The sequence below is a fragment of the Ideonella azotifigens genome (assembly GCF_006519715.1).
GTDB lineage: Bacteria > Pseudomonadota > Gammaproteobacteria > Burkholderiales > Burkholderiaceae_C > Ideonella > Ideonella azotifigens.
The window spans coordinates 1-12243 of sequence record NZ_VIDT01000099.1; the positions used below are offsets into that span (position 1 = coordinate 1).

14 protein-coding genes and 1 pseudogene are annotated in these 12243 nt (G+C 65.7%); 8 read left to right on the forward strand and 7 right to left on the reverse strand.

Features of this window, described 5'->3' with window-relative positions:
• From FKP22_RS08980 to FKP22_RS08990, 3 genes are all read left to right on the forward strand, one after another.
• Positions 1 to 246, forward strand: a 246-nt coding sequence (locus FKP22_RS08980; RefSeq protein WP_141287101.1) for a universal stress protein, incomplete at its 5' end; no start/stop codon positions are given.
• 11 nt (positions 247 to 257) lie between these two features.
• A complete protein-coding gene (locus FKP22_RS08985) occupies positions 258 to 650 on the forward strand; it encodes a TraR/DksA family transcriptional regulator (RefSeq protein ID WP_141287103.1) in 393 nt (130 codons plus the stop codon).
• Positions 651 to 698: 48 nt separating this feature from the next.
• Positions 699 to 1016 carry an H-NS histone family protein gene (locus FKP22_RS08990; protein WP_141287105.1) on the forward strand — a complete coding sequence of 106 codons (318 nt, stop codon included), beginning with the start codon at positions 699 to 701 and terminating at the stop codon, positions 1014 to 1016.
• A 90-nt stretch (positions 1017 to 1106) separates the two neighbouring features.
• Here FKP22_RS08990 and FKP22_RS08995 read toward each other — a convergent pair whose 3' ends face one another.
• The 4 genes and pseudogenes from FKP22_RS08995 to FKP22_RS09010 all read right to left on the reverse strand — a co-directional run bounded on the left by FKP22_RS08995 (position 1107) and on the right by FKP22_RS09010 (position 4180).
• The gene (locus tag FKP22_RS08995) at positions 1107 to 1730 is read right to left on the reverse strand and encodes a hypothetical protein (protein WP_141287107.1); all 624 of its coding nucleotides are present in this window, start codon (positions 1728 to 1730) and stop codon (positions 1107 to 1109) included.
• Positions 1731 to 1892: 162 nt separating this feature from the next.
• On the reverse strand, positions 1893 to 3077 hold the full coding sequence (locus FKP22_RS09000) for an acetyl-CoA C-acetyltransferase (RefSeq protein ID WP_141287109.1): 1185 nt from the start codon (positions 3075 to 3077) through the stop codon (positions 1893 to 1895).
• Positions 3078 to 3103: 26 nt separating this feature from the next.
• Positions 3104 to 3238 (reverse strand): annotated as a pseudogene (locus FKP22_RS33780) (3-hydroxy-2-methylbutyryl-CoA dehydrogenase); the annotation flags it as partial.
• 87 nt (positions 3239 to 3325) lie between these two features.
• Positions 3326 to 4180, reverse strand: a complete 855-nt coding sequence (locus FKP22_RS09010; protein WP_141287111.1) for a LysR family transcriptional regulator — start codon at positions 4178 to 4180, stop codon at positions 3326 to 3328.
• Between the two features lie 101 nt (positions 4181 to 4281).
• On the opposite strand from FKP22_RS09010, the gene FKP22_RS09015 reads away from it, so the two are divergent.
• Entirely contained in the window at positions 4282 to 5355 is a 1074-nt protein-coding gene (locus FKP22_RS09015) for an NAD(P)H-dependent flavin oxidoreductase (protein WP_141287113.1), read from the forward strand.
• Positions 5356 to 5386: 31 nt separating this feature from the next.
• Positions 5387 to 5821, forward strand: coding sequence for a helix-turn-helix domain-containing protein (locus FKP22_RS09020; protein ID WP_141287115.1), 435 nt, complete (start codon positions 5387 to 5389; stop codon positions 5819 to 5821).
• A gap of 40 nt (positions 5822 to 5861) precedes the next feature.
• Here the strand turns inward: FKP22_RS09020 and bchE are convergent, their stop codons facing one another.
• The 3 genes from bchE to FKP22_RS09035 form a co-directional block, all read right to left on the reverse strand.
• Entirely contained in the window at positions 5862 to 7412 is a 1551-nt protein-coding gene (gene bchE, locus FKP22_RS09025) for a magnesium-protoporphyrin IX monomethyl ester anaerobic oxidative cyclase (protein WP_141287117.1), read from the reverse strand.
• Between the two features lie 207 nt (positions 7413 to 7619).
• Entirely contained in the window at positions 7620 to 8774 is a 1155-nt protein-coding gene (locus FKP22_RS09030; RefSeq protein WP_211361348.1) for a sensor domain-containing phosphodiesterase, read from the reverse strand.
• Positions 8775 to 9125: 351 nt separating this feature from the next.
• Positions 9126 to 9953 (reverse strand): Type 1 glutamine amidotransferase-like domain-containing protein, encoded by an 828-nt coding sequence (locus FKP22_RS09035; protein WP_211361349.1) that lies wholly within the window; start codon positions 9951 to 9953, stop codon positions 9126 to 9128.
• A 27-nt stretch (positions 9954 to 9980) separates the two neighbouring features.
• On the opposite strand from FKP22_RS09035, the gene FKP22_RS09040 reads away from it, so the two are divergent.
• The 3 genes from FKP22_RS09040 to FKP22_RS09050 all read left to right on the forward strand — a co-directional run.
• Positions 9981 to 10400: a VOC family protein gene (locus FKP22_RS09040; RefSeq protein ID WP_141287119.1), complete on the forward strand. Its 420-nt coding sequence runs from the start codon at positions 9981 to 9983 to the stop codon at positions 10398 to 10400.
• Between the two features lie 355 nt (positions 10401 to 10755).
• Positions 10756 to 11562 carry an oxidoreductase gene (locus tag FKP22_RS09045; RefSeq protein WP_141287121.1) on the forward strand — a complete coding sequence of 269 codons (807 nt, stop codon included), beginning with the start codon at positions 10756 to 10758 and terminating at the stop codon, positions 11560 to 11562.
• A 134-nt stretch (positions 11563 to 11696) separates the two neighbouring features.
• Positions 11697 to 12243, forward strand: a 547-nt coding sequence (locus FKP22_RS09050) for a LysR family transcriptional regulator (protein ID WP_170200819.1), incomplete at its 3' end; no start/stop codon positions are given.

Here is a 12243-nt window from a genome sequence, read left to right on the forward strand (position 1 = left end):
GACCGGGTCGGCAGTGCAGCCGTCGAACGCTGGCTGCGGCTGAACGGCGTGACCGCCCCGATGGCCGTGCACGGCCTGCCCGAGCAGCAGGTGGGAGAAGCCTTGCTGTCGCTGGCAGCCGATGCCTCGGCCGACCTGCTGGTCATGGGCTGCTACGGCCACAACCGCCTGCGCGAATGGGTGCTGGGCGGCGCCACCCGCACCGTGCTGGACTCGATGACCCTGCCGGTTTTGATGGCCCACTGATGGAGAACACAATGAACCAGGCAACAGACAACCCGTCGACAGACGCTTCCCTCGGGACGCTGCGCGAACTGCTGAGCTTCCGCCGCAGCGAACTGCAGTCGGCCGTGCAGGCGGCCGATCTGGCGCGGCAACAACAGCGGGAGCAGGCGGCACCGGATGTCATGGACCAAAAGGACCTGGGCGAGGTCGAGGTCGAAGCCCACCTGGTGCAGGCGCATGAGGACCGCGACCGTTTCGAGCTGCGCCAGGTCGACCAGGCCTTGCAGCGCATGTCCGAAGGCCGCTTCGGCAACTGCGTCGACTGCGGCGAACCCATCGGCATGCCGCGGCTGCTGGTGCAACCTGCCGCCCAGCGCTGCACGCGCTGCGAAACCGCGCATGAAGCACGTGCCCATGGCGGCTGAGCGGGCCGCTGCCTGCCCGGCCCGTCATCGGCACTATCATCGCGGCCCATGAGCACACTTCAAGAACTTCTGGCCCAAAAAGCCGCGCTGGACAAGCAGATCACTGAAATGCAGACCGGCGCCCGCGCCGATGCAATCGGCAAGATCAAGTCGCTGATGGCCGAATACGGCCTGACGGTGGACGACATCGCTGCCGCCGGCCGCAAGCCCGCTGGCGCCAAGGTGCCGAGCGAAGGCCGCGCCAAGGTCGCTGCGAAGTACCGCGACGCCGCCACCGGCCAGGAATGGTCCGGCCGCGGGCTCAAGCCGCGCTGGTTGACGGCCGCGATCAACAGCGGCAAGTCGCTGGAAGACTTCGCGGTCTGAACCTCCCGGTCCCTCAACTTCCTTGCGTCCTGCGAGCCGCCCGGCCATGCCGCGGCTCGCCTCACTGCCTGATCTCAGGCCAGGCCTGCTTCAGGCCTTTGACGACAACACGCCCGCATAGGTGAGCGAGCTGCTCGCCGCGGACAGCGAGAACGTGGCCGGTGTCGCATCCTGCTGCGCCAGCAGCGAGCTGTACATCGACATCACATTGCCGGAGGCACCGGCATAGCGCGCAGCCTGCGAAATCGCGGCGCTCTGCCGGATGGTGGCGGACAGCGCGCTGGCCTCGGTGGACAGCGCGCTCAGGCGCGACGAGAAGCCCGGCTTGCTGGCATCGGCCTTGAGGAAGGCTGCCACGGCAGCCTTGTCCTTGTCGCTGCCTTCCACCGTCAGCCCGCCCTTGGCGTCCACCGAAAACGCAACCGGGCCGCTCAACGTGACGCCAGCCTTGGCCATCGCGGCCCGCATGTCGGTGGCCAGCGCGGTCTGCTTCTGGTCAAGCTTTTGTTGCGCGCTGGTGGACTTGAAGCTTTTCGAGGCGGCGGCAAGCGACGCGGCCGCAGCCGCCTTGGCAGCCACCGTGGCGGGCGTTGCCGCAGCGTTGGCGCTGTCGGTGCTGCTGCCCGTCGTGCCGGCAGCACCGCTCGCCTTCGCAAGCAAGGCATTGATGTAAGCGGACATGCCTGCGCCACCCCCGATGCTGCTGAAGTTCATGGAGAAGAATCCTGTCGCTGGAGGCCTGGCCTCGGAACCCCGGATGCTGCCGCCGGCATGCGTCGGCAATGCCTGGAAAAGCCCAGGCAGCAATGCGCTTTTCGGCGCAGCAGGTTCCTCGCCGTGGCGCTCGGCCTGCGCATGTGGCGCATGCCTGGACCATCACAGTCGTTCGATGATGGTCACGTTCGCGAGGCCGCCGCCTTCGCACATGGTCTGCAGGCCGTAGCGCGCGCCGCGGCGCTGCAGCGCATGCACCAGCGTTGTCATCAGCTTGGTGCCCGAGGCGCCCAGCGGGTGGCCCAGCGCAATCGCCCCACCGTGCACGTTGAGCCGTGCCGGGTCGGCCTCCAGTGCCTTCAGCCAGGCCAGCGGCACCGAGGCAAAGGCCTCGTTGACCTCGAACAGGTCAATCTCGTGGATGCCCAGGCCGGCGCGCTGCAACGCCCGCTGCGTGGCCGGCAGCGGGGCTTCCAGCATGATCACCGGGTCATGCCCCATCACGCTCATGTAGTGGATGCGTGCCAGCGGCTTCACACCCAGCGCCTTCAGTCCACGCTCGTTGACCACCAGCACACCCGAGGCGCCATCGCAGATCTGCGAGGCGCTGGCCGCGGTCAACAGCCCGCCGTCAGGCTGGATGGTCTTGACTTCCGCGAAGCCCTCGCGCGTCACGCTGAAGCGGATGCCTTCGTCCACGCGATGCAGCTCACCCAGGTCGCCCTGCTCCGCATTGCGCGCCGCCACGGCCACCACCTCGGCGTCGAACGCGCCGCCCTGGCTGGCAGCAATCGCACGCAGGTGACTCTGGTACGCGTAGTCGTCCAGCGCCTCGCGCGACAGGCCGTATTTCTGCGCGATGCGCTCGGCGCCGCTGAACTGGCTGAATTCCACGCCGGGGTAGCGGCGCTGCATGGCCTCGCTGACATAGGTGCCCAGCCCGTTCCTGGCCGGCAGCGTCATCGGCAAACCCATGGGCACGCGGCTCATGCTCTCGACGCCAGCGGCGATCACCGCGTCCATGCTGCCGGACATCACCGCCTGCGCCGCGAAGTGCAGCGCCTGCTGCGACGAACCGCACTGCCGGTCCACCGTGGTGCCGGGCACAGCCTCGGGCAGCGAAGACGACAGGATCGCATTGCGTGCCACGTTGGCAGCCTGCTGGCCGGCCTGGCCCACGCAACCCATGATCACGTCGTCGATGGCGGCCGGGGCGATGCCCGAACGCGCGACCAGCGCGTCCAGCACCTGGGCTGCCAGGTCCGCCGGGTGCCAGCCAGACAGGCGGCCGTTGCGCCTGCCGCCCGCCGTTCGCGCCGCTGCGACGATGAATGCTTCTGCTGCCACGGGATGTCTCCTTGCGTTGTTCGTTGTCGAGGACTCATGCGAATGGCGCCATCGAGGCGCACGCAATCGCCATTGAAGTAGCCGTTGCTGATCATGGTCTCGGCCAGCTGAGCGTACTCTGCCTGCCGGCCCAGGCGCTTAGGGAAAGGCACCGAGCCCGCACTGCCTTGGGCAGCCAACCCCGAGTGGCAGCAACTGCTGGAGAAACCGCGCAATGTCGGTGAACGCGCGGCCCGGTGGGCGCAGGGTCAGCGTTCGAGCAGCATGCCTTGCAGGGCCTCGAAGGCTGCCGAGACATAGCCGCGACGATGCAGCAGCAAGGTGTCGACCTGCGCCAGCGGCTGGGTGCGCAGGCCGGGAGGCTTGCGCTGCAATTCCAGCACCGAACGCGGCGCCACGCCGACGCTGGTGCCCGCCGCCACGCAGGCGAAGATGGCGTGGTACGAGCCCAGCTCCAGCACCCGCATGCCCGGTTTGCCGGCCAGCCATTGCTGCGCCATCCGCCGGTAGGTGCAACCCGGCTCCAGCGCTGCAAGGCTGCTGACCTGCAGTTGCCCGGCGCAGTCGACCTCGGGATGCTCGGCCGGCAGCAACAGCAGCAGTTCCTCCTGGAACACCGCACGGGCCTCCAGGCTGTCATCCAGCGCCACGCCAAGCACCGCCGTGTCGGCGACGAGGGCGCAGTCCAGCTGGTGGCCCAGCAGCTGCTCGATCAGGCTGGCCGAAGGCGCCATCTGCAGCTCGAGCGCCACCTCCGGCCAACGCTTGTGATATCGCGCCAGCAAGCCCGGCAGGCGGCTCGCCGCCGTGCTTTCCATGGTTCCGACGCGCAGGCGGCCTTTCGGGTTTTGCGGCTGCAGCGCCGCCTTGGCCTCGGCGGCAAGGGCCAGCAGGCGCTGGGCATAGGTCTGGAACAGCTGGCCTTCGGGGGTTAGCGTCATGCGCTTGCCTTCGCGCAAGAACAAGGCGGTGCCCAGCTGCTCTTCCAGCTGCCGCAGCCGTGTCGTGACGTTCGACTGCGCGCGCTGAAGACGGTCAGCCGCCCGCGTGACGCTCAGCTCGTCGGCCACGACGCAAAAGATGTCCAGCGAAGAAAGATCCATGAAATGTTCTCAAAATAAGATTGATAGCAAGATATCAATCTCTCAATTGGTATTATCACCGACGGCGACACCGCCGCCTACTCAATCCCGGAGTCCCCATCATGAGCGCCTGGCCCGACACCCGCCTTCTCGATCTGTTCGGCATCGATCTGCCCATCCTGCAAGCGCCGATGGCCGGCCCCTCGCTGCACGAGATGGTGATTGCCGTGACCCAGGCGGGCGGCCTGGGCGCCTTGCCTTGCGCGCTGCTGAGCGAGGCGCAGGCGCGCAACGAGCTCGCGCTGATCCGTGCGCAGACCACCGGCCCGTTCAACATCAACTTCTTCTGCCACCAGGCACCGCAGCCGGATGCTGCGCGCGAGGCCGCCTGGCGGGCCCACCTGCGCCCGTTCTACCTGGAACTGGGCCTAGACCCCGAGGCGCCGGTCCCGGTCTCCAATCGCAACCCCTTCGACGCGGCGATGTGCGCGCTGGTCGAAGAATGCCGGCCGGCGGTCGTGAGCTTTCACTTCGGGCTGCCCGCGCCGGATCTGCTCGCGCGCGTCAAGGCCACCGGGGCCAAGGTGATCTCCTCCGCGACGACGGTGGCGGAAGCGCGCTGGCTGGAGGCGCATGGGGTGGACGCCATCATTGCCCAGGGCTTCGAGGCCGGCGGCCATCGCGGCGTCTTCCTGCACGACGAAGTGCACAGCCAGCTGGGCACATTCGCGCTCGTGCCGCAGGTGGTCGACGCGGTCAAGCTGCCGGTGATCGCCACCGGCGGCATCACCGATGCACGCGGCGTCGCGGCAGCCTTCATGCTGGGCGCCGCCGCCGTGCAGGTCGGCACGGCCTACCTCTACACCCCGGAAGCCAAGCTGCCGGCCGCGCACCGGGCGGCCTTGCACAGCCCGCAAGTCGAGACCACCGCGCTGACCAATCTCTTCACCGGCCGGCCGGCACGCGGCATTGTCAACCGCCTGATGCGTGAGCTGGGTCCGCTGTCGCCGCTGGCACCAGCCTTCCCTTTGGCCGGTGGCGCGCTGGCGCCGCTGCGTGCCGCCGCGGAGGCAAAGGGCTCGGGCGATTTCATGTCCTTGTGGTCAGGCCAGGCCGCTGCGCTCGGGCGCGAGATGGGTGCCAGCGAACTCACCCAGCGCCTGGCCAACGAGGCCCTGGCACTGCTCAAGCGCTAGTCCACCCGCATGCAAGCCTCGAGGTCGAAAGATGAACCTGTCCCAGCCGATCATTGTTGATCTGGTCCACGAGAGCCCGGTGGTTCGACACGGCCTGGCCGCCATGATCCGCATGTCCACCCAGCTGAAACTGGGGCGGGAAGCGGCGACCGCCGACGAACTGCTGACGGCCATCTCCGACGCCCGCCCCGGGGTGATCCTGGCAAGTCAGCCGGCGGGCGCCGAGGTGCTGCGTCGCAAGCGTGCGGACCGGGACCTCCCACTGATCCTGGTGGCGGTCGCGTTCGCGGCCATGTCGGCGATCCTGACCAAGCTCTCGGCCAGGAGCCGGACCGAAGCCGTCTTCATCGCCAACCGAACCGGCATGCTTCACAAAGCCGCATCTTCAGGCGGGCGGGACGGCCCGATGAGCACAAAGCCTGTCGACGTCTGGGACGGCGCCGAAAGGCGCGTTCGCGGCGCGTGATCTTCGCCCCGTCAAGCCCGCATTCCGTCGCCGCGCGCGTCTATCGAGACTCGGTCAACGGAATGATCCGCCTGGCGGAATTGGCCGGCTTGGCCTTCTCCAGCGCGTACTCCCGCGCCTCCAGCGTCGGCCCGAGGAAGGTCTTCAGGCTCTGCCCCTCGCGCACTCGAACGGTCTTGAACATGAATTCAAAAACTTCGCGCAGCCAAGTTCGGCGCCCCATCTCCGAGTACCAGCGCATGGATTGCCGGAAGACAGCATCGGGGTGACCCAAGAGTCGGTACAACGCCTTGGGGCGAAGCTGCAGGATCAGCTCGATGGACTTGAACCAGAGGAACAGGCGCCACGGCGGCATGTGGCGAGTGGCCAGCACCTGGTGCTTGTAGTCCCAGCGGCGGGTGTCGGTCTGGATGACCTGGCGGTGCTCGGCGGTCTTGTAGAACGGCGTCCAGCGGTGCGGCGTCAGGTACAGCAGCTGGATCTGGTCCGGGTCGTAGCGCAACAGGTGGCGCAGGGAACGCCAGAGGTCCACGTCACGTTCCTCCTCGAACCCGACGACGTAGGTCGCCATCGAGATGATGCCGTGCTGGCGCATCAGTTGGATCGCTTGCCGGTCCTCATGCACGCTGGCGCCCTTGCGGATTTGCGTGAGCGTGGCTTCGCTGTAGGCCTCGATGCCCAGCAGGAAGCGAATGACCCCGGCCTGCCGGTACAGGTGCAGGATATCGGCATCCCGGACGATGTCGCCTGCCCGCGTGGAGCCGACCAGCAGCACCGGCACGTTCTCGGCAATCAAGGCCTCCAGGAAAGTGCGCCACATCCGACGCGAACCCGTAGGCAGTTCATCGGCGAAGTTGATCAGCTCCACGCCGTGCTCGCGATGCAGCCTGCCGATCTCCCTGGCCAGCTTCACCGGGTCCCGGTGGCGCCACTGCGTCCAGTACCCGCGCTGCCCGCAGTAGTTGCACAGGTACGGGCAGCCGCGTGAGAACTGCAGGACGACTGCGCGCTTGCCACCCCAGTAAGAGTAGCTGCTGTGGTCAATCAGCTCCCAGCCAATGCGATGTTCGTCCAGGTTGCGGATCATGTAGGCCGCCGGGGTTTCAACCACCTTCGCCGAGTCCTGCGGGTCGCGAAAGGCAATGCCACGCACCGCGTGCAGGTCGCCCTGCGCCTTCAGCGTCCGCATCAGGTCAACGACGGTTTGCTCGCCCTCTCCGCGCACGATGATGTCGATGCATGGGCTGTCCCTCAGGATCTCGTCCCAGTGATAGGTGGGATGCACGCCGCCATAGACGATGATGAGGTCGGACAGCCGCTGCTTGAGGGCACCGCACAGCGCGACCACGGTGGCGTGTGCGGAGCTGGAGCCCGAATGACCCAGCATCACCACATCCGGCTCTCGGTTGGCCGCTTCTTCGACGATGCGATTCAGCGGCATGTCCGACAGGTCCGCATCGATCAGTGCCACCGCGAAACCGGCGTCAATCAACGGCCCGCCGATGCAGAGCAGCCCCAGCGGTGGCAAATGGTCGTCCGGAATCCGGCTGCCAATGGCCGTGTGCGGCGGGTTGATCAAGACGACCTTCATCGATTCCTCCTGCGCGCCGTCCCCGGTACATGATCGCCCTGGGGTGTCGGTTGCTGTGCGCTGGAGTGTGCGGACCTTCGGTGAGGTCAGTGTGAAGTCCTGCAGGCAGGTCAAGGCATGCCGGTGCCCGCATGCAGCGCGCTGGCCGGCCGCGCAGCCAGCCATGCCCAGTCGGCCGAGGCGGCCTGGCGAGGCGTCATCGAGGCCTCAATGTGCCACTGCCTGCGCTTGGGCCATTGGCATTGGGCGACCGAGGTGGAAGCCCTGGCCTCGCGTGATGCCCAGGCGCTTGAGTGTCTCGAGTTCGGCTGGCGTTTCGATGCCTTCGGCAACGATGCTGCAACCCGTTTCAAAGGCAAATCCGTGCAGCGCGGCCGCCAGCGCGCGTCGCGAAGGATCGGCGTCGATCGAACGGGTGATGCTGGTGTCGAGCTTCACGATCTGGGGTTGGAGATTGAGGATGTGCCTGAAGCTCGCGTAGCCGGCGCCAGCATCGTCAATGGCAATGCGCAAACCGGCCTTCTGCAGCGGCCTCATCACGGCCACGATGTCCTCGTAGCGCTCGACGGCATGGTGCTCGGTGACCTCCAGGACGACGCGGTGCAGCGGCAAATCCTGCAGCGCATCAGCGATCCGGCCCTTGACGATCATCTCGGGCGACGCATTCACAGCCACATAAACCTCGGCAGGCAGAACCTTGAGCGCAGTCAGGGCCATGCGGATGGCCTTCGATTCCAACTCCAGCTCCCGCCCCACCCAGGCAGCCTCGGCAAACCAGACATCGGGCGTGCGATAGGGCTCAGAGGAAAAGCGGGCAAGCGATTCGAAACCGACGACCCGATCGTCGATGACGTCGTAGATCGGTTGGTAGACCATCCCGAGCCCGCCCGATTCAAAAACCCTGTCGATCTGCCGCTCGATCGTCTGGATCGCCTTGTGCTTCGACAAGTCTGCATCGACCTGCTCTGCGACCATTTCGGCAAAGACTCGCATCATGCCCAGATCGCGATCATTCAAGGTTTCATTGGCCGCATGACTGAAGCAGCAGAACGTGCCGTACACACGCCCGTCGTGAAGCCGGATGGGCACGCTCATGTGGGCGCCCACCGGCAACGCGCGTGTCGCCGGCAAGCTGAGCGCCTCGGCGTTCATGCAGGCATCGGTCATGAGCTCCGGCAGCCTGCCATCGACGACACGTTGGCAGTAGCTGTCTTCCACGGGGTCGGAATTGCCCGGCTGGACAAACCCGTCCGGGTTTCGCGCATCGACATGGCGAAAGAAGCGGCGCCCCCCGACGATTTCGGAGACGAAAGCGACCTCCATGCCCAAATGCGTCCGGATGGCATTCAGGATGCGGGCCACGGCGGGTCCTGCGTCATCGTCCGACATCGATGGCCCGCAGGCCGATCCGGCAACCGCGGCGGCAAGTAGTTTGTTCAACTGCAGCTCCCTAAAACAGCAGTCATGCCGCGCACTTCAGGACAAGCATCATGTCTGGTTTGGCGGCGCCGCACCGATGTTCTCACAGCAGCTGGCCCGCCTGTGAAGAATGGACTTGAGGTATTTCCTCTCGACAGATCGAAGAAAACAGGACTCAGGATTTGCCTGCGCCTGATGGACTGCGGCCATACCGCACGAGGCATTTGTGAGGCGGTCGCGAAATGGGTACAGGACATGGCGAATTCGCCCCGGCAAGCACACCAGCGCTCGCCCTCATCGGCCGAAGAACCTCCAGTGCCCTTCCGAGACAATTTCCACGCAGCCGTCCACCACCTTGAGGGCAGTCTGGTCATCGATGGCGTATGACGGGCAGCCGAGGCTGGCCGCCCACTTTTCCGCGCATGCCATGGTGTTGTCCGGGAAGCTCGGGTAGTCCAGGTGAGGAAAGATCGAGAAGTCGACCATCCCGAGCGCAATGTCGTCACCGGTGATGGAGGGCTTGGTCGAGACGAAGTCCACCCCGACCCGCGGCGTCATCACCATGCTTCCCGCGCTCAGGCCCACCCAGACCATCTCTGGCAGCAAGGGGAGAAGGTCCGCAAGCCCGGACTGCCGCATCCAGTGACAGAGGTACATCGGGTCGCCGCCATTGACCAGCAACACGTCCGCCTGCCGCACCCACGATTCCCAGCGTGCCTTGTCGATGCTGGGCAGCGCCGTGAGTTCCAGCAGCCCGATGGACCGCCACCCAAGTTCACACATCGGCGTGTCCAGCTCCTTGCCAGCCACGAAATGCCAGGCCATGTCAGGCGTGACACGCGGATGCCCGTATCCCGCTGTCGGGATGCAAAGGGCGCGGCAGTCGGCGATCGGTTTGCCCAGCAGTTCGAGCAGCGCGCCGTGAATGCTCGGGTTCTTGATGCCTGCGGAAGTCAGGAGTAGTTTCATGGTGCCCTTTCCAAAGCCTGGCCGACCGGGCCAGTCAGGGGAACGACGATCCGGCACACCGGGGATCGACAGCGCGTTCCACGCCGCGCCTGTCGATTCCGGCCGTCGTCGATCGTCGTGCGGGTGGAGTCTCCACAGGTGTGAAGACTTCAACCCTCAGACAAGCCACAGGAAAACCCTATGACCAAGATGATCATCGTCAGCCTGCCGGTTGCCAACCTCCAGGCATCGGTCGCCTTCTACAAGGCCCTGGGATTCGAGCCGAACCCGCAATGGACAGACGACACCGGCGCCAGCATGGTCTGGAGCGAGACCATCCAGGTGATGCTGCTCACCCACGCCAAATGGCGGACCTTCACCGAGCGGCCGTTCCCACCAGCCGGCACCGCCTCGACGATGCTCACGCTCAGCCTGGACAGCCGGGAGGCCGTCGATGCGATGAACAGCGCCGCAGCCGCCCACGGCGGGCAGGCCGACGTGAACCCGGTTCAGGACTGGGGCTTCATGTACGGCCGCGACCTGGCCGACCCGGACGGGCACCTGTGGGGGGCGATGTGGATGGATGTTTCGGCAATGCCGGCGGCTGCGAAGCAAGGCTGAGGATCGATGCGCAACGCCTCTACCAGCCGATCTACCAGCTGATTCGCCAGTCGTCGGACGAAGGCGCACAGGCCTTCGTTTTCACCATCGGCCAGCGGCAATTTCGTTCGACCGCTGGCCGGCAAGGTGAGGCTCACCCACCCTTGCCTCATCGACGATGAGCTCGACCGCGCCCGCGGCAGTTGCGGCAGTCGCGGCGGGTCTCCACTCTGCAAGCGGTCGAACGTCGCAACGATTTTTTGTACTTGACAGTACGTTATGTTGGGATAAACTTTAGTGGACTAAAGGGTACAGTAAAACATGGTACCGGGCACCAGACAGCATCGGTTCACCACAGCCCACTGAAAGAAAGAACATGTCAAGTTCCAAAGTCGTTTTCGTCACCGGCGTCTCATCCGGCATCGGGCGCGCTACTGCAGAACAGTTCGCAAGGCTGGGCTGCAAGGTGTTTGGCTCAGTTCGAGACATCAGGAAGGCACAGGCCATCCCTGAAGTCGAGTTCGTGGAAATGGATGTGCGTGACGACGCCTCCGTGAAGCAAGCCATCGACGTCATCGTCGGCAAGTCCAAGCGGATCGACGTGCTTGTCAACAATGCTGGCGGGACCTTGCTCGGATCGGTTGAAGAGACGTCGATCGCCGAGGCACAGGCGCTGTTCGACACCAACGTGTTCGGCACCCTGCGCACGACGCAGGCCGTGCTGCCGCACATGCGGCAGCAGCGCTCCGGAAGGATCATCAACCTGAGTTCCGTGCTGGGCTTCCTGCCCGCTCCCTACATGGGGCTCTATTCCGCATCCAAGCACGCCATCGAGGGGATGTCGGAAACGCTGGATCACGAGGTTCGCAAGTTTGGAGTCCGTGTGGTGTTGGTCGAACCGTCCTACACCAAGACCAATCTGGACCTCAACGCGCCGCAGACGGCGAATCGAATCTCCGCCTACGATGGTGATCGGGACCTCGTGTCAAAGGCCATCGTGCGAAGCGTCCAGAAGGCTCCGGGGCCGGACAGCGTCGCCGCCACCATCGTCGACGCCGCGCTCGGCAACTGGAGGATGCGTCGCACACCCAAGGGCGAGGCATCGCTCCTGAGCAAGTTGCGCCGCTTCATGCCGGCCGGCCCCGTCGATGGAAGTCTTCGCAAGACATTCGGCCTGGGCTGACGCCCTTGGCCACAGGCGGCGGGCCCGCGGCTGCGAGCCACCAACCACTCGTGCTCGTCACGAGGTGGTGCGCTCATTGACCGATGCAGTGCCTCCAGCGCGAACCGAAGGCGCACCAACGCAAGGGTGTCCCGATGGATCTTCTTCAATCGATGCACGTCTTCAGATGCGTGGTGGACGAGGGCGGGTTTGCCGCAGCCGCTCGCAAGATGGATCTCGCGCCGGCGGTGGTCACCCGGCTGATCCAGGACTTGGAGCGCTCGCTCAGCGTCCGGCTGCTGCATCGCACGACCCGGAAAATCGCGCTCACGCAGGCGGGCAACGCCTACCTGTCCAGACTGCGCCTCATCCTCGCCGAGATCGACGAGGCGGGGGACCAGGCAAAGCAGCACTCGCGAGAGATATCGGGGAGCGTGCGCGTCGTGACGACCTCCCTGGTCGCGGTCAACCTGTTGGCGCCTTGCGTGGCCGAGTTCCAACGTGAGCATCCCGATGTCATGGTCGAAATTCACACATCCGATCGGCCCGCGCAGGAACTGCACCAGTTCGACCTCACGATCGTGAGGCAGGACGATCAGCTGGACCCCGATGTCGTCGTTCGCCCCGTGCTCGAAATGAACTATGTGCTGTGCGGTTCGTTGACATATCTGCAGGCCAGAGGCACCCCGCGGACGCCTGAAG

Excerpts from the sequence above, each read along its gene's own strand:
- FKP22_RS09045 (WP_141287121.1), top strand. The coding sequence starts at position 10,756 with ATGTCAAGTTCCAAAGTCGTTTTCGTCACCGGCGTCTCATCCGGCATC.
- FKP22_RS09010 (WP_141287111.1), bottom strand. The coding sequence starts at position 4,180 with ATGGATCTTTCTTCGCTGGACATCTTTTGCGTCGTGGCCGACGAGCTG.
- FKP22_RS09020 (WP_141287115.1), top strand. The coding sequence starts at position 5,387 with ATGAACCTGTCCCAGCCGATCATTGTTGATCTGGTCCACGAGAGCCCG.
- FKP22_RS09040 (WP_141287119.1), top strand. The coding sequence starts at position 9,981 with ATGACCAAGATGATCATCGTCAGCCTGCCGGTTGCCAACCTCCAGGCA.
- FKP22_RS09015 (WP_141287113.1), top strand. The coding sequence starts at position 4,282 with ATGAGCGCCTGGCCCGACACCCGCCTTCTCGATCTGTTCGGCATCGAT.
- FKP22_RS08990 (WP_141287105.1), top strand. The coding sequence starts at position 699 with ATGAGCACACTTCAAGAACTTCTGGCCCAAAAAGCCGCGCTGGACAAG.
- bchE (WP_141287117.1), bottom strand. The coding sequence starts at position 7,412 with ATGAAGGTCGTCTTGATCAACCCGCCGCACACGGCCATTGGCAGCCGG.
- FKP22_RS08985 (WP_141287103.1), top strand. The coding sequence starts at position 258 with ATGAACCAGGCAACAGACAACCCGTCGACAGACGCTTCCCTCGGGACG.
- FKP22_RS08995 (WP_141287107.1), bottom strand. The coding sequence starts at position 1,730 with ATGAACTTCAGCAGCATCGGGGGTGGCGCAGGCATGTCCGCTTACATC.